The sequence below is a fragment of the Marinobacter lipolyticus SM19 genome, from assembly GCF_000397065.2.
GTDB lineage: Bacteria > Pseudomonadota > Gammaproteobacteria > Pseudomonadales > Oleiphilaceae > Marinobacter > Marinobacter lipolyticus.
Window position 1 is genome coordinate 740754 of sequence record NZ_KE007306.1, and the last position, 21086, is coordinate 761839.

The following is a 21086-nucleotide window of genomic DNA, read 5'->3' on the forward strand; positions in this document are numbered from 1 at the left end:
CTTTCGCGGAACCGCTACAAGCACTTCCCTGTGCGCTTCTCTCCGGCCATCCATGGCCTCCGAAATTCCGCGAAAGACTTACCCCACCCTCCTTGCGATTCTGACTTTTTGCTTAAAACCCGGGCTTTGGCTCAGGCCCATACAAAACTTTATTCGCCGCGCTCTTCCAGTACTGCTACAGCCGGCAGGGTTTTGCCTTCCACGAATTCCAGGAACGCGCCGCCGCCGGTGGAGATGTAGGAGATTTTGTCAGCAACGCCGTACTTGTCAACGGCCGCCACGGTATCACCGCCACCTGCCAGGGAGAAAGCGTCGCTTTCGGCGATAGCTTTCGCCAAAGCCTTGGTACCGTTGCCGAACTGGTCGAATTCGAAGACGCCGACCGGGCCGTTCCAGAGGATGGTTTTGGCGTTTTTCAGTACGTCAGCGAATTTGCCGGCGGTTTCGGGGCCGACGTCTAGGATCATGTCGTCGTCGCTGACGTCAGCAATGTTTTTGGTGGTGGCGGTGGCGGTTTCGGCGAATTCGCTGGCCACAACCACGTCTACCGGCAGCGGGATTTCCACGCGGGAGGCGATTTCCTTGGCTGTGTCGAGCAGGTCGTGTTCGCACAGGGATTTACCGACCGGGTGACCGGCTGCGGCAAGGAAGGTGTTGGCGATGCCGCCGCCGACGATGATCTGGTCGCAGACTTTTTCCAGGGCGTTGAGGACGTCCAGTTTGGTGGAGACCTTGGAGCCGCCGACGATGGCAACGACCGGTTTGGCTGGGTTATCCAGGGCTTTGCCGAGGGCATCCAGTTCAGCCGCCAGCAGTGGGCCGGCGCAGGCTTCGGGGGCGAATTTTGCGACACCGTGGGTGGAGGCCTGGGCGCGGTGAGCCGTGCCGAAGGCATCCATTACGTAGACGTCGCACAGGGCGGCGTACTGTTTCGCGAGGTCTTCGTTGTCTTTCTTTTCGCCTTTGTTGAAGCGGACGTTTTCGAACAGGACGACTTCGCCGTCAGCCACTTCAACGCCGTTCAGGTAGTCTTTGATCAGGCGTACTTCCTGGCCCAGCACTTTGGTGAGGTGGTCAGCGACGGGCTTCATGGAGGAGGCTTCGTCGTAGACACCTTCTTCCGGGCGACCCAGGTGTGACATCAGCATGACCTTGGCGCCAGCGTCTCTGGCTGCCTTGATGGTGGGCAGTGACGCGCGGATGCGGGCGTCGCTGGAGACCTGGCCGTCTTTTACCGGCACGTTGAGGTCTTCGCGGATCAGGACCCGCTTGCCGGCTAGGTCCAGGTCGGTCATTTTTTTGATGGCCATTGGCTTCTTCCCTTGATCTGATCTTGATTTAGTTGCCTGTTTTCTTGAGCCAGCATTCGCTGACATCCAGCATTCGGTTGGCGAAGCCCCATTCGTTATCGAACCAACAAAGCACTTTCACCATGGTTTCCCCGGTCACCCGGGTCTGGCCGCCATCAACCACGCCGGAATGGGCGTCGTGGTTGAAATCGGAACTGGCCAGGAGTTCGTCTGTGTATCCGAGGATGTTTTTCAGCGGTCCTCTGGCCGCGCTTTTCAGCAATTCGTTCACCGCATCAATCGTGGTTGGCTTGCGGACATTTACCACCATGTCGATGGCGGATACGTTCATGGTCGGTACCCGCATGGCAACCGAGCTGAATTTGCCTTCCATGTGGGGCAACAAGCGCTCAATGCCTTTGGCCAGTCCGGTATCCACCGGTACGATGTTGTGCAGCGCACTGCGGGTGCGACGCAAATCCTGATGATGATAGGCATCGATAACCGGCTGATCATTCATCGCCGCGTGGATGGTGGTCGTGCTGCCCTGCTCCACGCCCAATGCATCGTCCAGCACCTGGATAACGGGCACCAGGCAATTGGTCGTGCACGAGGCCGCCGCGACGATCACGTCCTCGTTGGTCAGCTCGCCTTCGTTAACGCCGAACACTACCGTTCGGTCGACATCGGGCTCCCCGGGCTGGGAGAACAGCAGGCGCCGGGCACCTGCGTCCACCTGCTTTTGAGCAGTCGCGCGGTCGGAATAAGCTCCGGAGCACTCCAGCACCAGATCCACATCCAGCAGACGCCAGGGCAGGTCTGAGGGTTCCGGATGCCGCAACACGCGGATGCGATCGCCGTTCACCACCAGATTGTCACCGTCCACCGCAATCTCACCCTGGAATCGGCCATGGGTTGAATCATAACGGGTCAGGTGAGCGATGGTGTCAATGTCTGACAGCTCGTTGATCGCGACCACCTGAAGGTGATCGCGATAGCCATTTTCATACAGCGCGCGCAAAACGCACTGGCCAATCCGGCCATATCCGTTGATCGCGATACGAAAAGGCTTTGCGTTGCTCATCAGGCGTCCAGCAGTTCCGCGGCGACTTCCAGGATATTGTCGACGGTGAAGCCGAATTCCTTGAACAGCTCGCCAGCCGGCGCAGACTCACCAAAGGTGGTCATGCCAACCACGCGGCCGTCGAGGCCCACATATTTGTACCAGTAGTCAGCAATGGCGGCTTCGATGGCGATGCGATTGGTGACTTCCAGCGGCAGCACCTTCTGCTTGTACTCGGCGCTCTGGGCGTCAAAGGTGTCGGTGGACGGCATCGAGACCACACGCACCTGCTTGCCCTGCTCCCGCAGCTTGGCGGCAGTGTCCTGAGCCAGGGCCACTTCGGAGCCGGTGGCGATCAGGATCAGGTCCGGCGTGCCTTCGCTGTCGGACAGGATGTAGGCGCCTTTGGCCACATCGGCCAGTTGCTGGGCATCGCGTTCCTGGTGTGGCAGCCCCTGACGGGAGAACACCATGGCAGTCGGGCCGTCTTTGCGCTCGAGAGCGGCTTTCCAGGCCACCGCGGATTCCACGGTATCAGCCGGGCGCCAGGTGCTCATGTTCGGCGTAGTGCGCAGGCTGGCCAGTTGCTCGATGGGCTGGTGGGTGGGGCCGTCTTCACCGAGGCCGATGGAGTCGTGGGTGAACACGTAGATGGAACGCTGCTTCATCAGCGCCGCCATGCGGACGGCGTTGCGGCAGTATTCCATGAAGATCAGGAAGGTGGCACCGTAAGGGACGTAACCACCGTGCAGGGCGATGCCGTTCATGATGGCGGCCATGCCGAACTCGCGCACACCGTAGTAGATGTAGTTGCCGCTGGCGTCTTCTTTGGTCACGCCTTTGGAGCCACCCCAGATGGTGAGGTTGGAGCCGGCCAGGTCAGCGGAGCCACCCAACAGTTCCGGCAGCAGCGGGCCGTAGGCATTCAGGGTATTCTGGGAGGCCTTGCGGCTGGCGACGGTTTCGCCCTTGTCCTGACACTCCTGGATGTACGCCTGAGCCTTTTCAGAGAAATCGGCCGGCAGATCGCCGGCCATGCGGCGCTTGAATTCAGCAGCCAGTTCCGGCTCGGCCTTTTCGTAGGCAGCGAATTTCTCGTCCCACGCCTGCTGTGCGGCGGCGCCTTTCTCTTTGGCATCCCACTCGGCGTAGATTTCTGACGGCACCTCGAACGAACCGTGAGCCCAGCCCAGCTGTTCGCGGGTCAGGGCGATCTCGTCGTCACCCAGCGGGGCGCCGTGGCAATCTTCCTTGCCCTGCTTGTTGGGAGAGCCGAAGCCGATGATGGTCTTGCAGCAGATCATGGTGGGCTGATCGGCGTTGGCGCGGGCGGCTTCGATCGCAGCGCGGACGGCGTCGGCATCGTGGCCGTCTACCGCCGGAATTACCTGCCAGCCATAGGCTTCGAAACGCTTGGGCGTGTCGTCGGTGAACCAGCCTTCCACTTCACCATCGATGGAGATGCCGTTGTCGTCGTAAAAGCAGATGAGTTTGCCCAGTCCCAAGGTGCCGGCCAGGGAAGCCACTTCGTGGGAGATACCTTCCATCAGACAGCCGTCGCCCAGGAAGGTATAGGTGTAGTGATCAACGATCTCGTGACCGGGACGGTTGAACTGAGCCGCCAAAGCCTTTTCCGCCAGGGCAAAACCCACGGAGTTGGCAAAACCCTGCCCCAGGGGGCCAGTGGTGGTTTCAACGCCCGGGGTGTAACCGTATTCCGGGTGGCCCGGCGTTTTGGAGTGCAGCTGGCGGAAGTTCTTCAGGTCGTCAATGGAAACGTCGTACCCGCTCAGGTGCAGCAGCGAGTACTGCAGCATGGAGCCATGACCGTTGGACAGCACGAAGCGGTCACGGTTGGCCCACTGCGGGTTGGCCGGGTTGTGGCTCAGGTAATCGTTCCACAGAACCTCGGCGATATCCGCCATACCCATGGGCGCACCCGGGTGGCCGGACTTGGCTTTCTGAACCGCATCCATGCTCAGCGCGCGAATGGCGTTGGCGAGATCTTTACGAGACGGCATTGACGTTTCTCCAGTGTTTATCGGGACAAATAGAGCTGCTCAAAAATAAGGCGCGTATTTTCGCCGATTAGTGTGTGCCGGGGCAAATCGGGATTGCCGAAACAGGTGGATTTCGACGAACCGAAAACTATATCAATATTTTTTGATATGGCTATTGATTGACCAACCAAACACCCCTAAACTTGCCAACCATGACTTCCATGACCACACACGCTGTCGATTTGTCCTCCCTGGACGCCCTGGCCCCGATCTATAAAGCGAGCGGGGATCCATTGCGCCTGGAGATCTTGCGTGTGTTGCGTCGCGATACCTTCGGGGTGCTCGAGCTGAGCCATCTGTTCGATATGCGCCAGTCCGGCATGAGCCACCACCTGAAGGTGATGCACAAGGCCGGGCTACTGGAGCCCCAGCGGGAAGGCAACGCGATTTTCTATCGCCGCCCGCTAAGCCTGGACAGTGACAAACTCGCGGACCAGACCATCCGCCAGGTATTCGAGACAGTGGACCAGGTTCCCCTGCCTTCACACCTGGAGGAAAAAATTGAAGCAATCCGCACCCAGCGGGCGAACCAGTCGCAGGTTTTTTTCTCGCGCCACGCCGAGCAGTTTCGCGAACAACAGGAGCTGATTGCCGCCTTTGACCTTTACGCCGAGCCCGTGGCAGAGCTGATTCGCAAGCGGGCCGACAAACACCCATGGCAAACGGCCCTGGAAATCGGCCCCGGTGAAGGCGCATTTTTGCCAACACTGGCCGGGCTGTGCGACCACGTGGTTGCCCTGGACAACAGCCGCGACATGCTGGCCAAGGCCACGCGAACCTGCATTGATGAACGACTGAACAACGTTGACCTGATTGAGGGAGACACCGACAACCTGCTGGCCCGGGGCGACGCTTTTGACCTGGTAGTCGCCAACATGGTGCTCCACCACGTGCCCAGCCCGGCGGACATTTTTCTTGACGCCGCCGCGCTGATGAATGGCAGCGGCTGCTTTGTCGTCAGCGACCTGTGCAGTCACGACCAGGACTGGGCCAAGGACAACTGCGGTGACCTGTGGCTGGGCTTCGAACCCGAGGAACTGACCGCCTGGGCGGCGGACGCCGGACTGACGGCTGGCGAGCAGCTATTTATAGGACTGCGCAACGGCTTTCAGGTGCAGGTGCGTGAATTCTGGAAAACCACGACCCCCGGCTGAGCCGGACAAAAGCAATATCAACATATTTTGATATACAGATACGTAGTTTTACGTATCCTTACAGAAACCAACAAACCCGGTAACCGGAATGTGTCACGACAGTCACTTGCCGGTACGAATTTGAAACGCTCACAGAGGAGCAAACGCTATGGCTGATTACAGCATCTTTACTTCCGAATCGGTCTCTGAAGGCCACCCGGACAAACTGGCCGACCAGATTTCGGACGCCGTTCTGGATGCCATCCTGACAGAAGATCCCCATGCCCGTGTGGCCTGTGAAACCATGGTTAAAACCGGCGTCGCCATCGTTGGCGGTGAAATCACCACCAGCGCCTGGGTCGATCTGGAAGATCTTGTGCGCGGCGTGATCAAGGACATTGGTTACACCTCCTCTACCGTGGGCTACGACGGTGACACCTGTGGCGTCATCAACATCATCGGCAAACAGTCCGTCGACATCGCCCAGGGCGTCGACCGCCAGAAGCCGGAAGACCAGGGTGCCGGCGACCAGGGCCTGATGTTCGGCTACGCCAGCAACGAAACCGACGTGCTGATGCCTGCACCGATCACCTTCTCGCACCGTCTGGTCCAGCGCCAGGCCGAAGCCCGCAAGAGCGGCCTGCTACCGTGGCTGCGCCCCGATGCGAAAAGCCAGGTCACCTGCCGCTATGAAAACGGCAAGGTTTCCGGCATCGACGCCGTGGTTCTGTCCACCCAGCACGACGAAGACGTCTCCCAGGAAGACCTGAAAGAAGCGGTGATGGAACTGATCGTCAAGCACGCCCTGCCGGCAGAGCTGCTGCACAAAGACACCCAGTTCCACATCAACCCGACCGGCAAGTTCGTGATTGGCGGCCCGGTAGGTGACTGCGGCCTGACCGGTCGCAAGATCATCGTTGACACCTACGGTGGCATGGCACGCCACGGTGGCGGCGCCTTCTCCGGCAAAGACCCGTCCAAGGTTGACCGTTCCGCCGCCTACGCTGGCCGTTACGTCGCCAAGAACATCGTCGCCGCCGGCCTGGCCGACCAGTGTGAGATCCAGGTGTCCTACGCCATCGGCGTGGCACAGCCGACATCCATATCCGTGAACACCTTCGGCACCGGCAAGATCGGCGACGACAAGATCATCGAACTGATCCGTCAGAACTTCGACCTGCGTCCATACGCAATCACCAACATGCTCGACCTGCTGCACCCGATGTACCGGGCCACCGCAGCCTACGGCCACTTCGGCCGCGAGCCGTATGAGATGACCGTTGGCGGCAAGACGTTCACCGCTTTCCCATGGGAAAAGACGGACCGTGCGGCAGCCCTGAAAGACGCTGCAGGCATCTGAGTTGTTATTCAGCCCGTCACTTTCGGGGGCGGCGGCGCTGAGGTCCAGCCTTCGGGGACACGCTCAAGCCATCCCTGGGCGCTTAGCTTCGGCCATCCATGGCCGAAGATAGTCCCCGAAGGCTGGACCTCACCACCGCTTTGAACAGTTGGCGAAGGCTGATCAAGCAAAGAAATCCGGAAGGTCCGGAAGGTGGTGGGGGAAGGTCTTTTTAAAAACATCGCCTGTCTGAGCAAAGCGAGTTAAAGCGAAGTTTTTAAAAAAGACCTTCCCCCACCGCCCAACCACCAAATTCAAAGGCCAAGGGCCCCCATACCCCAAGGCTAAAAAGAGCTGACAGGAGAACACAAATGAGCACTCCGGCAGAACAACTGAACAGTTTCAACGACTACAAAGTCCGCGATATCTCCCTGGCCGATTGGGGCCGTAAAGAGATCAAAATTGCTGAAGGCGAAATGCCTGCCCTGATGAAGCTCCGCGAGAAGTACAAAGCCGAGCAGCCGCTGAAAGGCGCCAACATCATGGGCTGTATTCACATGACCATCCAGACCGCCGTACTGATCGAAACGCTGGTCGAGCTGGGCGCCGATGTGCGCTGGTCATCGTGCAACATCTTCTCCACCCAGGACCAGGCCGCTGCCGCCATCGCCGCGCAAAGCATTCCCGTGTTCGCGTGGAAAGGCGAAACCGACGAAGAATACGACTGGTGCCTCGAGCGCACCGTCGGTGCTGACGTGGACGGCTGGGAACCCAACATGATCCTGGACGACGGCGGCGACCTCACCGCCCTGCTCCATGAAAAGTACCCGGAAATCCTGGCCAACTGCCACGGTGTCACCGAAGAAACCACCACCGGCGTTCACCGCCTGCAGGAGATGCTACGCGAAGGCACCCTCAAGGTACCGGCCATCAACGTCAACGACGCCGTTACCAAATCCAAGAACGACAACAAGTACGGTTGCCGTCACAGCCTGAACGACGCCATCAAGCGTGCTACCGACCACCTGCTGGCCGGCAAGAAAGCCCTGGTGATCGGTTACGGTGACGTGGGTAAGGGCTCTGCCGCCTCCCTGCGCCAGGAAGGCATGATCGTGAAGGTCACCGAAGCCGACCCGATCTGTGCCATGCAGGCGTGCATGGACGGTTTCGAAGTGGTGTCCCCGTACATTAACGGCGTCAACACTGGCACCGAGGCCGGCATCAATCGTGACCTGCTACAAAACACCGATCTGCTGGTCACCACCACCGGCAACATGAACGTGTGTGACGCTCACATGCTCAAGGCCCTGAAGAGCGGCGCCGTAGTATGCAACATCGGTCACTTCGACAACGAAATCGACACCGCCTACATGCGCAAGAACTGGGAGTGGGACGAGGTCAAACCGCAGGTGCACGTGGTGTATCGCGATAAGGCGGTCAACGACCACCTGATTCTGCTGTCCGAAGGTCGCCTGGTGAACCTGGGCAATGCCACCGGCCATCCGTCACGGATCATGGACGGTTCTTTCGCCAACCAGGTGCTGGCGCAGATGTACCTGTTCGAGCGCAGGTTCGCCGACCTGCCGGAAGACGCCCGCGCCAAAGGTGTATACGTTCAGGTACTGCCGAAGCAGCTGGACGAGGAAGTCGCCCGCGCGATGGTAGAAGGCTTTGATGGCGTGATCACCAAGATGACCCCGGAGCAGGCCAAATACATCGGTGTACCGGTCGAAGGCCCGTACAAGCCGGAAAGCTACAAATACTGATCGGATATCAAGATGGAATCCCAGAAACAGTTCAAGCGCCGTTTCAGCTTTGAATTTTTCCCGCCCAAGACTGATCAGGGCAAGGAAAAGCTGCAGAACGTGCGAAACCAGCTCGCCGAGGAGAATCCGGATTTCTTTTCGGTCACCTTCGGCGCTGGTGGTTCCACCCGGGACCGCACCATTGAAACCGTACTGAGTCTGCACAAGCAGGGCATTTCCACGGCTCCGCATCTGTCTTGTGTGGGTGGCACCCGCAAGGACATCGCCGAGTTGCTGGATCTGTACAAAGAAAACGGGATCAACCGGATTGTCGCCCTCCGGGGCGACATGCCCTCCGGTATGGGAGCCGCGGGTGAACTTCGTTACGCCAACGAGCTGGTGGCGTTTATCCGCGAGCACAGCGGCGACCACTTCAACCTGGAAGTGGCGGCCTACCCGGAGTTTCACCCCCAGGCCCGCAGTGCCGAGGAAGACCTGAAGAATTTTGCCCGCAAGGTGGATGCCGGCGCCAACAGCGCCATCACCCAATATTTCTTCAATGCGGACAGCTACTTCTACTTCATCGACCGCCTGGAGAAAATGGGCATCACCATACCGGTGGTACCGGGCATTATGCCGATCGTCAATTTCTCCAACCTGGTGCGCTTCTCCGACATGTGCGGCGCGGAAATTCCGCGCTGGATCCGCAAGCAGCTCGAAGCCTACGGCGACGACAGCGATTCGATCCGCAAGTTCGGCGAGGAAGTGGTGACCGAGATGTGTGAGAAGCTGCTCAGGGCCGGCGCGCCCGGATTGCATTTCTACACCCTGAACCAGGCTCAGCCCAGCATCCGTATATGGGAGAACCTGGGAATTGGTGAGCGGGAGAAGATTGCTTTCTGATTGCCCTTCCAATGTCGGATTACGGCCCGCTGGGCCTAATCCGACCTACGGAGTTCCGCCTCAACCGTAGGTTGGATTAGGTCCGCAGGACCGTAATCCAACAATCCTTCCTTCGCAGCACCTCCGCCCCAAGCATTTGATTTCCTGCATTTCTCCCGTTAATGGTCTAAGGTTAATTTGATGCAGTTCCATTAACGCTCCCCGAAAGACACTGTCACCAACCGTGCCTTTTGGCTTGCCTTACCGGGCAATTGGAGCTCCATAAGAAGACAAGGAGAAAGCATGAGCACGAAATGGCTGAAAACCCTCGGTGCCACACTGGCTATGACCGTGGCTGCGGGAACCGTTAGCGCTGAAACGCTGAAAGTCGTGACCGACCCCAGTTTTGTTCCCTTTGAAATGATGGACCAGGAAACCGGTGAGATGATTGGTTTCGACATGGAGATCATCCGCGAGGTGGCTGACCGGGCGGGGTTCGAGATTGACCTCAACACCATGGATTTCAATGGCATCATTCCGGCCCTTCAAACCGGCAACGTGGACATTGCGATTGCCGGTATCACGATTACCGAAGAGCGCCAGCAGATCGTTGATTTCTCCGATCCGTATTACGATTCCGGTTTGCGCATTCTGGTACGCGAAGACAATGACTCCGTGGAAGCCATGGAGGACCTGAACGGTCAGAAAATCGGCACAAAGATCGGCAGCACCAGCTATGACTACCTGACCAGGACGCTGGATCAAAACGATGGGGTTACCCCCTACCCGGGCAGCTCCGACATGTACATGGCGCTGATGTCCCGTGCGGTGGACGCGGTTTTCTACGACGCGCCCAACGTCGGTTATTTCGCCAGCACCAAGGGTAAGGGGAAGGTCAAAACCGTTGGTCCCCTGTATGAAGGCCAGCAGTATGGCATCGCTCTGAAGAAAGGCAGCGAATGGCTTGACGAGGTTAACGCAGCACTGGCCTCCATCAAAGAGGACGGCACCTACAAGGAAATTTACGAGAAGTGGTTCGGCCCGATGCCGGAAGACATGTAACCCACTGGCGCCATAGCCGGGGCGCCAGGCGCCCCGGCAGGTAACTCCCCATCCAACGGAGACAACCACTGTGGAATTCCAGTTTCAGTTTGACTGGCAAGCGGCCATCAATTCCATCCCCTACCTGCTAAAAGGGGTTCCCTACACTCTGCTGATATCGTTTGGCGGTCTCGCCATCGGCTTTGTTCTGGGCATTATTTTCGGTCTGCTGAGCATTAACAAAAAATGGTTCCTGCGCTGGCCGGCAACCATCTACATCGAAATATTCCGCGGCACCCCTATCCTGGTTCAGGTGCTGTTTATCTTCTACGGCCTGCCCGACCTGATTGGCAATCCGATTGACCCGCTGGCTGCGGGCATTGCGGCCATCGCCCTCAATTCCGGCGCCTATATCTCGGAAGTAGTGCGCGGCGGCGTTCAGTCAATCGACAGGGGCCAGACCGAGGCAGGCCTGTCACTGGGTCTCTCCCGATCCCAGACATTCTGGTCCATCATCTGGCCCCAGGCTTTCCGTCGCATGATCCCGCCACTTGGCAACCAGGGGATTGTCAGCATCAAGGACACCTCCCTGTTCTCAGTCATCGGTGTCGGTGAACTGGTCCGCCAGGGTCAGGTTTATATTGCCAACACCTTTACCGCCTTTGAGGTCTACTTTGTGGTGGCCTGCCTGTACCTGATGATCACCCTCTCCCTCTCACTACTGCTGCGACTCCTTGAGCGTCGCGGGCTGGCTTCTGTCTGAAGGAAAGGTACCCATGACACAAATTGTGCAAATGAAGAACATGAACAAGTACTTCGGCAAACTTCATGTTCTGAAGGACATCAATCTCACTGTGGAAGCCGGCGAGGTTGTCGTCATCATCGGGGCCAGTGGCTCCGGCAAGTCCACATTGATTCGCTGCGTGAATGGCCTCGAGGAGTATGAATCCGGCAAGCTTGTGGTCGATGGCAATGAACTCGCACCGAAAGGAGGCAACCAGAAATCCCTGGCGGCGATCCGCAAGGAAGTAGGCATGGTGTTCCAGCAGTTCAACCTGTTCCCTCACCTGACGGTGAAAAGAAACATTATGCTGGCGCCGATGAAAGTGAAGAACGCCTCTCAGGTAATCGCCAACGCCACCGCCGAGCGACTGCTTAACCGCGTGGGCATCGGCAACCAGGCGAACAAGTACCCCAGCCAGCTGTCCGGTGGCCAGCAACAGCGGGTAGCCATTGCCCGGGCGCTCGCTATGGAACCACGATTGATGTTATTCGACGAGCCAACGTCAGCGCTCGATCCGGAAATGATCGGGGAGGTGCTGGATGTGATGCGCGAGCTGGCCAAAGAAGGCATGACCATGATGGTGGTCACCCACGAAATGGGCTTCGCCAGGGAAGTGGCGGATCGGGTTATCTACATACACGAAGGCCAGATCGTCGAGGAAGGAAAGCCTCAGGACGTGTTCGACAACCCGCAAAACGAGAGGACCCAGGCGTTCCTGTCACGGGTGCTGGCGCACTGAAGTGAGCCGAGTTGAAAAAGCCCCCGCTCCTGGGGGCTTTTTTCTTGAATGCCTCTCTCCAAACCGCAACAATGCCCTCCAAATAGATTAACCATCCGGCAGCCTTCAACTTCATCGCCGGCACAGGATGCAGTAAATTCCATGGCAAAAGCACCAAGCAAGAAAACCACCAAAAGCTTCGAACAAACCCTCTGGGACACCGCCGACAAACTCCGCGGCACGGTAGAATCCTCAGAGTACAAGCACGTGGTACTCAGCCTGATCTTCCTGAAATTTGTCAGCGACAAGTTCGAGGAGCGCAAAAAGGCACTGGTTAATGAAGGCCAGGGCGACTACGTGGACATGGTGGAATTCTACGCCATGAAAAACGTGTTCTACCTGCCGCCGGAGGCCCGCTGGAGCTTTATCCGCAAACACGCCAAGCAGGACGACATCGCCCTGAAGATCGACACCGCGCTCTCCACCATCGAGAAAACCAACAAGTCCCTGCGCGGCGCCCTGCCGGACAACTACTTCTCCCGTCTGGGCATTGATGTCAGCAAACTGGCGGCCCTGATAGACTCCATCGACAACATCGACACGGTGGAAGACCGCGAGCAGGACGTGGTGGGCCGGGTGTACGAATACTTCCTCGGCAAATTCGCCGCCACTGAAGGCAAGGGCGGTGGCGAGTTCTACACGCCGAAGTGCGTGGTCAACCTGCTGGCCGAAATGATCGAGCCGTTCCAGGGCAAAATCTACGACCCGTGTTGTGGGTCTGGCGGCATGTTCGTGCAGTCCATCAAGTTCGTGGAGAGCCACCAGGGCAACCAGAAAGACATCTCCATCTACGGCCAGGAATACACCGCCACCACCTACAAGCTGGCCAAGATGAACCTGGCCATTCGCGGCATTGCCGGCAACCTGGGGGATGTACCGGCCGACAGCTTCTTCAAAGACCAGCACCCGGACCTGAAGGCGGACTTCATCATGGCCAACCCGCCCTTCAACATGGATCAATGGCGCGCCCCGGACGAACTCACCGACGACCCTCGCTGGGCAGGCTACGATGTGCCGCCCACCGGCAACGCCAACTATGCCTGGATTCTGCACATGATCGCCAAGCTGTCCGAACATGGCACCGCCGGGTTCGTGATGGCCAATGGGTCCATGTCCACCAACACCAAGGGTGAGGGCGCAATCCGCCAGACAATGGTCGAGAACGACCTAGTGGACTGCATGATCGCCCTGCCCGGCCAGTTGTTCTACACCACCCAGATTCCCGTGTGCCTGTGGTTCCTCACCAAGAACAAAAAGGCACAGACCATCTCCGGTCACAGCGACAGCAACCACCGCAACCGGGAAGGCGAAACCCTGTTCATCGACGCCCGCAACATGGGCAGCATGATCAGCCGCGTACACAAGGAACTCACCTCCGACGACATCGCCCACATCGCTCGCACGTACCACGCCTGGCGCGGTGAGGCTAAGGACGGCGAGTACGAGGACGTACCTGGCTTCTGCAAAGCCGTCACCCTCGATAACATCAAGGCCAACGACTACGTGCTCACCCCCCGGCCGCTACGTGGGCGCTGCTGAAATTGAAGATGATAGCGTGCCGTTTGAGGTGAAGATGGCGGAGCTGAGTCAGACGCTGTATCGGCAGATGGCTGAGGGGAAGAAACTGGATACGGTGATTCGGCGGAATTTGGAGGGACTGGGTTATGGGGAGTGAGTGGCCGCTCAGCACGCTGGGAGGAATTGCGTCAAAGGTTAAGAATGGACTCGTGGATGGTCCCTTTGGCTCAAATCTGCCAGCCTCGTCATACACTAAAGATGGCGTGCCAGTTATTCGAGGCAGTAATTTAACGCTCGGCTTGGGCCGCTTCGTTGATAGTGCTTTCGTCTTTGTCTCCGAAGACACCGCGAATAGATTATCAAGGAGTTTATGTGGTCCTAACGATATTGTTTTCACAAAAAAGGGCACGATTGGGCAAACGGGGATAATCCCAGAAGGCAAGTTCGAGAAGTATCTGATTTCATCTAATCAAATGAAACTGACCGTCGACTCAACGATTGCTGACCCTTTATTTGTCTATTACTACGTATCTTCCAAAGCTAGCGTTGATAAAATTTTACGAGACTCGGAGGCAACCGGAGTCCCGAAAATCAACTTGCAGTACATCAAAAATTTTCCGATAAGGCTGCCCTCATTGGGGGTACAAAAGTCAGTAGCCACGATTCTTGGTTCTTTTGACGACAAAATCGCCCTAAACCACCAAATCAACACCACACTCGAGTCCATGGCCCAGGCCCTTTTCAAAAGCTGGTTCGTGGATTTCGACCCGGTGATCGACAACGCCCTGGCCGCCGGCAACCCCATCCCCGAGGAACTGAAAGCCCGCGCCGAGACCAGAGCCGCCCTCGGCGACCAGCGCAAACTCCTGCCCGATCATATCCGCCAGCAGTTCCCGGATCGGTTTGTGAAGACGGCGGAAATGGGATGGGTGCCGGAGGGGTGGCCTGTCAAATCGCTTGAGTCAATCATTGAACTGATCGGAGGCGGCACTCCGAAGACTTCAATTGCTGATTACTGGGATGGTGATATTCCGTGGTTCTCGGTCGTAGACGCTCCTTCCGCGTCTGGTGTCTTCGTATCGCGAACGGAAAAGTCGATCACTCAGTCCGGGCTCGACAACTCTTCCGCGAAGCTGCTGCCCAAAGGAACGACAATAATCAGTGCTCGGGGCACCGTTGGCAAATGCGCTATCGTGGGACGACCAATGGCGATGAATCAGTCCTGCTACGGGGTCAAAGGGAAAGACTGTTACTCTGACTACTTCACTTACTACACAGTATTTCTCAGGGTTGCAGACCTCCAACAACGGAGCCATGGATCAGTGTTCAGCACGATCACCCGAAATACTTTCAAGACAATAAAAGTTCCAGCTTGTCCACCAACCCTCGCGAAGGAGTTCGACGCGATTGCTGGAGATTTAATGGCAAGAATTCTCAAAAACAATCTTCAGTCGGAAACTCTTAGTCGCCTCCGCAACACCCTGCTCCCCAAACTCCTCTCCGGCGAACTTCGGATTCCGGAGGCGGAGAAACAAGTGGAGGAGGCCATCTAGCCTGTCTAGATGGTCAGGCTTCACATCACCGACAAATGCGAATCCGGTCTGGGTCCAACCTGTAAGAATTACTTACAAGTTCATCAGGATGGGCAGACAACGGATGCTTTCAGGCCAGCCGAAGAACCCGAAATCGCTAATGGGCGCGCCATCCCGCAAACTCGAGAATTCTGTCCTTTTCAGTGTGGAGCGCTATCTCGATGCCGTCTCCCGCCAAGTTAGCAAGGGCTTCTTCGAACGCTTCAAAACGCACGCCATTAACCTGACTAGGCTCCGGACCTTTCACCGGAAATAGCACAGGGCCTCTCAGCAGATCGCGCTCGCGGAGCTGATCCACTCTCAGCTTCCACTTGCCGCCATGCTCAATGATAGCGGTGGATTCGTTCTGCCCCAGGAACAGGGGTTTGATCACCCGGATGGCCTCGTTGTCTTTTTGTTCAACGAAGGGGAAGGTGACTCGGTAAAGCTGATCTTCAATCCGACGCTTGGTAAAACGCTTTGCCAGATCCCGCTGTTCCAGAAGTTTTTTGATGCCCCTCTCGAGAACAGTCTCCTGATATTCCGGGGTGACGAAGTTCCTGCCAACGTAATGTTCGTAAAGCTCAGTCAGTGCTCGCTCAGGGTTCTCCGCCAGCACTGCCCGCTGCTCGCTGAACCGAACGATGGTTTCTCGGGGCCGAATCAATTCCTGAAAAAGTCCTTTATGAAATCCATACTCCCGGTCTTTATCACCAAACTCGGCGATCTGGTCCTTGAGCATGCCCTGCACTCTGCACAACTCTGCATCCAGGTTCGCCATCGTTTTGAGGTACACCCCCCGGTCCAGCTCTTCAAAAAACTGGGTGATACGGGCATGTTTTTTCCGAAGCAGTTTAAAGCCCAGGTAGCGGTTTTTTGGCGCCCACAGCAAAATACCGACGTTGGCGAACTCGCCCGTCTCGATATAAGGCATAAACCGCACGATGGCGTATTGGCAGGCTAGCCTGGTCATTTCCGGTTCCAAAAGTTGTCGCTACGAAAACGTTGCAAGTGTTTCAGGAATGAATCCGGATCAAAGTCCAGTTTCAACGTCATTTCGGGGTCTATGTAAAACCACTCCTCGGGAATGGCCTGAATAATGCCGTCCCACTCCCTCAAAGCCTGTTCCATCCGATCAGTATAGTGCTGACGCTCAATCAAGTCATCGAACACATCTGGCACGCTGTCTTTGAAGGCGTGGTACCGGAAAAAATGATCTGGATCGAAATCCGGGTCGAACGCCTGGTTGTGGTCGATAACCACAAGGCGCTGCTCTTCCGCATCCCAGAACAGATTGGCGTTCCCGCCGTTTCTCGTCAATTGACGGTCGACATTGGATATCCACCAATCGAAAACGAGTAGAGAGCCACGTATTTCAGGCGGGACATCAGGAATCTGGGAGAAAGCCAACTCCGTTATCCTCTGTTCCACCGATCCAAAAGCCGAGCCCCGGCCCAACTCAAGCGCATCTTCTGCTGATAACACTTCGGCTAACTCTTCGGGAACATCAACAAGGCTGAATGGAGCTACGGGAATTCCCATGGCCAGAGCGAGGTTGCCAGATATCCATTCGTTGATCTGACTCTGCCTGCCCGCCCCGCTGCCTTTGACGAAATAGATCTCTCCATCATTGCCTCTGCAGATAAAGGGCAGAGTCATGCCGTGTTCCGAGCGGCGCAACACTTCGATGATCTCGACTTCATGGTGAGGCAAACTCGGCACAGGTATGAAATTCCCTTTTACACAGCGATTACTTCGACACATCCTAATAAAGGTAAACGTGGAACGGCTCAACCGTATCCCATATTCTGTTCTTGTGAAAGCGCACATATGCCAGAAAGTTTATTTCATCACTAATCGTTTCTCGGCACACCGTGACTGGTAACTGATTGGAATTCCATGCATTTCTCATTTCACCGCAAATCAAAGTCGGCCGAAACAAAGCTTTAATAGAGTGTATAACCAGAAACCCATGATCCGCCTCCACTGCACAAAGAAGATTCTGGCAAAACTGCCTCTGGATTCATCCGATCGACTCAAACGCAAGCTTCCACTCCCGCACGCCGCCAATGACGGGCCTGAGAGCCCGCTGAGCGGTTGGCACGCCAACCTGCTCACCATCCAGCGACGCAGTTGCGTGTTGTTCGTCCATGACAGCACCTGCTTTCCGGTGCTGGCCACCTGCCTCACAAAACCGGACTTCGCAGAGCTGGACTGGTGGTTTCAGGATGCACTGATGAACACCCTGCTCAAATCCGGCGCGAATGAGGCGCAGATGGACGCCGCCGCAGGCGCCCTCTCCTACCTGACATGCGATTCAGAATGTGACCGTTCCGTGCAGGCAACCATGAACCGGATGGGGCAGGATCTTGAGCATCAGATCTCGTATGACCGGCTCTCGATCAGCGACCTGGCACCCTACAGAACCGGAGCGTGGTTGGCAGACAGGCCCTACACCGTGAAGGGTGTCAAAGGCGCGATCTGGCCTCAGCGGGAGATGCTGGCATTGTTGGATACCATTAAACGATAGCACTATGTTGGCTTAGCTGCGCCTGTAATTGCTGATCGATCCGCCCTGCTTCCCGCGTCAGGTTCACGCCCATGCTTACGTGAGCCACGTCCATTAAATCCGTCGGAATCGCCCGTTTCTGTACCTCGGAGAACCAGGCCAGGACATCAAATAAATGCCAGATTGCTGACGCGCCCTCATGGACCGGCAGTGGAAAACTGGCCAGATGGGTTTGAATGAGTTTTCGCATGTTCTGGCGGGAAAACTTCAGCAGGCTCGCCATGTCGGAAATACCCACAAAATCCGGCCCGGCCTCCACCAGACGGGCCTCAGGAACCGCCCGTTGCACATCTTGTATCGCGCTCAGGATGGCTTGTTCTGCTGATTCAGCCTCGCGGGTGAAGTTTAGAGCAAGCCGGCCTTTTTGGCCGAGGCCGATGATGGCGTCCTCGCACCCCGCTTGAAACAATGAGCTCTCAATCTGGTCCTGTGCAAGATCTGGCGGAACTGAAAATTTAAGCGTGAAGTCGTATTCACGATTCATGGTCTTCACCTCCGTCAGCTCGGTTCTCCGTGCAGTTATCAACGATGCGGCGAATCTGCCTGGCATGGTTCTGTGGATTCCTGGGGGTGCTCCAGATACTGGCAACACAGAACTCTCCACACCGGCAATCCCTCGTATTGAATGGACAATACATTCGCGCCCACGCATGGCCGTTCCTGTTTTCGATCCGCCAGCCATTCAGTTCCGCGAAGGCCAGCGCCGCTTCAATATCTTTGTTCGCGTGTCTCTTGCGGGGCATTCTCGCCATTCCTTGGGCAAATAATACACAGCAACGTTGTCATAAGACAACCTTGCTGTGTCGAAAAGTTAGGCCGGATTCAGCTTCGCGAGATAACGGCGCGCCACCCTGCCAAAAATCAGCAAGCACACAAGGGTCTGCACCAGTACTGCAACCGCAAAGCCGATCATCAGAATGCCCAGCGGAAATTCTGAGATAACCATCATGACTTCATCAATCGCAGGGGCATCGGCTGATACGAATAGCAGGACGATAAGGAAAATGAACGAGACAACCAGCGCAATGATGTTCACAGAAATCGACATTATCCAGTTCTCCCGGAACGTCGGTGCACGACCGAACGCCGAAACCGAAGCGACCATTGCGCCATAGGCGGCACCAATCATCGCCCCGATCTGCGCGCCGGAATTCATCTCAATGTTGAATACCTCACCGATGGTAATAATGCAGAGCTGCAGGGCTGCGTAGAGGCCGGTAAAGTTGAGGATGGTCTTTGTGATCATGTTTAAGCTTCCGTGCTTTTTCAATGGATATTTTGGGACACCACCAAGTTGGTAAGGAGTGTGGTTAGAACAGCCAGATACATAAGTAGCACAGGAACAATGACCCAGGCCTGCCAGCTTCTCGGCAAGGGCACGGCCGGATCGCCCAGCAGAGATGCGCGCTGTTGGAAGAACGGAAATGGGATCGCCCGGAAAATCAGATAAGCAAACACATTGCTGCTTCTCATCAACCGTCCAATGATCTTTCCTTGCCAAATGTGCCTTGCTGTTGAAATACCCCCTCGTTTAGTCGCCACGCGATCTTCGATTAGAGACACATAGCGGAACCCAAACGTAATGATGACAAACAATGGTAGAAGACCAACAAAAAGACTCAGATATCCTATGTGCGCTAGCGCATAAACCAGTTGGTTACTCATCGCTCCGAACCTCGTAAACCAATTGGCCTGCATCGGCCCCTGCATCACCCATGATTTTTCCGCCTGCCGCACCACCGATGCCGGCAGCGATGATTCCGCAGGCCACCCCACCTATCCCGCCCGTACCAATGCCGACGACTGTACACAATACCGGCGCTAATGAAGCTCCAACAGCACCACCCATGGCGGAACCAGCAAATCGCCCAGACTCGACGTAGGCCACTTGCTCACATTCATTGGTGCGCCCAGTCGAACACGCCTCGTAAATCTTGTACCCAGCCAGCCCAGCATCCAGCGCCACAACCAATCGCCCGCCATGCTCCACAAACCGTGCAGCGCCCGCAGCTCTTGAATAGTGCGCTCCATAGCCCGGAATCGGTCCGACACCCGCTTCTTTCCAATGGTGAGCTGTACCTTTCGTTGAAAGCCCAAGAGCCCTCTTCAACTTGGGGTTGTCATCGAGCGAAAGGCCTTTTCGCGCCATCTTTCCGAGGGCGAAATCCAGTTTGGTGAATAACGACTGGCGTTGCTCATAAAATTCCGGCACATTCAGCCTGCCGTGTTTTCTGAAGGTATTCTGATACAGCGCCTCAATGTCTTTCAGTGTCGCGTCAATGCTCTTTATCTGTTGGCCAATCATCGCCGCGCCTGCACCCATGCCGGTTGCGGCATTCGCCGTCATCAGTTCCAGAAGGTCGTAATGATCAACGATAAACTGAGCCTCCTGCTCGCTCAGTTGTCGCACCTCCTGATTTACTTGGGCCGCCACGGTCATCAGGTCATTTTCTTCGACCGTGCATTCCAAACTTTCAGGGTCTGCAATAACGATCATTTCCCCGGGTAGAACCCGGTTACCCAGCCCTGGATTCAAACGCTCAAAATTATCAGGTTTCGCAGATGCATCACCATAAAGCTGAGACAACAGCTCATTGCGGCTCATTGGTTCGCGAACAACATGGAATCCGGGTTCACTCAGGTCACGAGTGTCGCTAGCATCAGGATGCATTGCGCTTGCCGTACTGTTCGTTCCGGGCGCAGTTGCTGATGATGAGTTAGCCGGAGAAGCAATAGACTCAGCCCGGCTTGTGGAGTTCACCCTCTCAGGTGCTGCCTGAACAGCCTCACCGGCGGTCGTTGAAGACACTGCTGCTCTTGCGGCGGCTGGGGATACTCCCGAAAATGGCGCAGGCGTGTGAGTGTCACCAATCACCACAGACCCCGACCCAATCGTCACACCACCACAGGAAATAGCACCGCCGGTCACAGCGGCCGGCTTGCCATTGATCATGACCGTTGCAGAACCACCGGCGATGGTTCGGGGATGGGGTGGATGCTTCGGTTTGGAGTGGGGTGCCAGCGGATCGCCCACGCGGGCAGCGGGCTTGCCGTCAATCAGTACATCCGGGGAGCCAGCAATCACTGGCGTGGGCGGGAAACCTTCGTGGTCGGAGCCGAGGTCTCCGAGCAGGACGATTGCTTTACTCATGTAGCATCCTTTGCGTTTTGCTGAGCCATCCTGGCTCTGTGAGTTGACAGACGCAGTTTATACGTAAGTGCTCGCCCGGCCAAATTCTGCGATTTCAGAGTGTGATGCCGTCGGGCGGGCAAAAAATGGCTACAATCAGGTAACATGCTAATAAACCATGCGG

20 protein-coding genes and 1 pseudogene are annotated in these 21086 nt (G+C 56.7%); 10 read left to right on the forward strand and 11 right to left on the reverse strand.

Going from position 1 to position 21086, the window contains the following annotated elements; translation table 11 throughout:
- Positions 1-149: 149 nt before the first annotated feature.
- The 3 genes from MARLIPOL_RS03420 to tkt are packed head-to-tail and all read right to left on the reverse strand — an operon-like array spanning position 150 to position 4373.
- A complete protein-coding gene (locus MARLIPOL_RS03420) occupies positions 150-1310 on the reverse strand; it encodes a phosphoglycerate kinase (protein WP_012136683.1) in 1161 nt (386 codons plus the stop codon).
- A gap of 28 nt (positions 1311-1338) precedes the next feature.
- A complete protein-coding gene (gap, locus tag MARLIPOL_RS03425; protein WP_012136684.1) occupies positions 1339-2373 on the reverse strand; it encodes a type I glyceraldehyde-3-phosphate dehydrogenase in 1035 nt (344 codons plus the stop codon).
- Complete coding sequence (tkt, locus tag MARLIPOL_RS03430) at positions 2373-4373, reverse strand: transketolase (protein ID WP_012136685.1); 2001 nt, start codon at positions 4371-4373, stop codon at positions 2373-2375. The genes gap and tkt overlap by 1 nt, the downstream gene beginning before the upstream one ends.
- Positions 4374-4564: 191 nt before the next feature.
- On the opposite strand from tkt, the gene MARLIPOL_RS03435 reads away from it, so the two are divergent.
- From MARLIPOL_RS03435 to MARLIPOL_RS03480, 9 genes are all read left to right on the forward strand, one after another.
- Complete coding sequence (locus MARLIPOL_RS03435; protein ID WP_036190325.1) at positions 4565-5566, forward strand: metalloregulator ArsR/SmtB family transcription factor; 1002 nt, start codon at positions 4565-4567, stop codon at positions 5564-5566.
- A 148-nt stretch (positions 5567-5714) separates the two neighbouring features.
- The gene (metK, locus tag MARLIPOL_RS03440) at positions 5715-6905 is read left to right on the forward strand and encodes a methionine adenosyltransferase (RefSeq protein ID WP_012136688.1); all 1191 of its coding nucleotides are present in this window, start codon (positions 5715-5717) and stop codon (positions 6903-6905) included.
- A gap of 350 nt (positions 6906-7255) precedes the next feature.
- A complete protein-coding gene (ahcY, locus tag MARLIPOL_RS03450) occupies positions 7256-8650 on the forward strand; it encodes an adenosylhomocysteinase (protein ID WP_012136689.1) in 1395 nt (464 codons plus the stop codon).
- A gap of 12 nt (positions 8651-8662) precedes the next feature.
- Positions 8663-9532: a methylenetetrahydrofolate reductase [NAD(P)H] gene (gene metF, locus MARLIPOL_RS03455; protein WP_012136690.1), complete on the forward strand. Its 870-nt coding sequence runs from the start codon at positions 8663-8665 to the stop codon at positions 9530-9532.
- Between the two features lie 282 nt (positions 9533-9814).
- Positions 9815-10573: a transporter substrate-binding domain-containing protein gene (locus MARLIPOL_RS03460; protein WP_012136691.1), complete on the forward strand. Its 759-nt coding sequence runs from the start codon at positions 9815-9817 to the stop codon at positions 10571-10573.
- Between the two features lie 70 nt (positions 10574-10643).
- Positions 10644-11315: an amino acid ABC transporter permease gene (locus MARLIPOL_RS03465; RefSeq protein ID WP_012136692.1), complete on the forward strand. Its 672-nt coding sequence runs from the start codon at positions 10644-10646 to the stop codon at positions 11313-11315.
- Positions 11316-11328: 13 nt separating this feature from the next.
- Positions 11329-12075, forward strand: coding sequence for an amino acid ABC transporter ATP-binding protein (locus tag MARLIPOL_RS03470; RefSeq protein ID WP_012136693.1), 747 nt, complete (start codon positions 11329-11331; stop codon positions 12073-12075).
- Positions 12076-12216: 141 nt separating this feature from the next.
- Positions 12217-13653, forward strand: a complete 1437-nt coding sequence (locus MARLIPOL_RS03475; protein ID WP_012136694.1) for a type I restriction-modification system subunit M — start codon at positions 12217-12219, stop codon at positions 13651-13653.
- Positions 13654-13778: 125 nt separating this feature from the next.
- Entirely contained in the window at positions 13779-15185 is a 1407-nt protein-coding gene (locus MARLIPOL_RS03480; RefSeq protein ID WP_012136696.1) for a restriction endonuclease subunit S, read from the forward strand.
- 136 nt (positions 15186-15321) lie between these two features.
- On the opposite strand, the gene MARLIPOL_RS03485 is transcribed toward MARLIPOL_RS03480, so the two are convergent.
- Both MARLIPOL_RS03485 and MARLIPOL_RS03490 read right to left on the reverse strand, forming a co-directional pair.
- A complete protein-coding gene (locus MARLIPOL_RS03485; RefSeq protein ID WP_012136697.1) occupies positions 15322-16176 on the reverse strand; it encodes a DUF3037 domain-containing protein in 855 nt (284 codons plus the stop codon).
- Positions 16173-16997, reverse strand: coding sequence for a HipA family kinase (locus MARLIPOL_RS03490; RefSeq protein ID WP_228677564.1), 825 nt, complete (start codon positions 16995-16997; stop codon positions 16173-16175). Before MARLIPOL_RS03490 ends, MARLIPOL_RS03485 begins: the two co-directional genes overlap by 4 nt.
- Positions 16998-17175: 178 nt before the next feature.
- Here MARLIPOL_RS03490 and MARLIPOL_RS03495 point away from each other — a divergent pair, with 178 nt between their 5' ends.
- Positions 17176-17733: a DUF6933 domain-containing protein gene (locus tag MARLIPOL_RS03495; protein WP_012136699.1), complete on the forward strand. Its 558-nt coding sequence runs from the start codon at positions 17176-17178 to the stop codon at positions 17731-17733.
- Here MARLIPOL_RS03495 and MARLIPOL_RS03500 read toward each other — a convergent pair.
- The 6 genes and pseudogenes from MARLIPOL_RS03500 to MARLIPOL_RS18755 form a co-directional block, all read right to left on the reverse strand.
- The gene (locus MARLIPOL_RS03500; RefSeq protein ID WP_012136700.1) at positions 17723-18256 is read right to left on the reverse strand and encodes a hypothetical protein; all 534 of its coding nucleotides are present in this window, start codon (positions 18254-18256) and stop codon (positions 17723-17725) included. The two genes, MARLIPOL_RS03495 and MARLIPOL_RS03500, sit on opposite strands and share 11 nt — an antisense overlap.
- On the reverse strand, positions 18246-18515 hold the full coding sequence (locus MARLIPOL_RS03505) for a hypothetical protein (RefSeq protein ID WP_012136701.1): 270 nt from the start codon (positions 18513-18515) through the stop codon (positions 18246-18248). Before MARLIPOL_RS03505 ends, MARLIPOL_RS03500 begins: the two co-directional genes overlap by 11 nt.
- A 68-nt stretch (positions 18516-18583) precedes the next feature.
- Positions 18584-19018 carry an ABZJ_00895 family protein gene (locus MARLIPOL_RS03510; RefSeq protein WP_012136702.1) on the reverse strand — a complete coding sequence of 145 codons (435 nt, stop codon included), beginning with the start codon at positions 19016-19018 and terminating at the stop codon, positions 18584-18586.
- Positions 19019-19038: 20 nt separating this feature from the next.
- Complete coding sequence (locus MARLIPOL_RS03515; protein ID WP_012136703.1) at positions 19039-19437, reverse strand: hypothetical protein; 399 nt, start codon at positions 19435-19437, stop codon at positions 19039-19041.
- The gene (locus MARLIPOL_RS18225; RefSeq protein ID WP_228677581.1) at positions 19430-20443 is read right to left on the reverse strand and encodes a hypothetical protein; all 1014 of its coding nucleotides are present in this window, start codon (positions 20441-20443) and stop codon (positions 19430-19432) included. Before MARLIPOL_RS18225 ends, MARLIPOL_RS03515 begins: the two co-directional genes overlap by 8 nt.
- A 255-nt stretch (positions 20444-20698) precedes the next feature.
- Positions 20699-20923, reverse strand: a pseudogene (locus tag MARLIPOL_RS18755) (PAAR domain-containing protein); the annotation flags it as partial.
- Positions 20924-21086 lie beyond the last annotated feature (163 nt).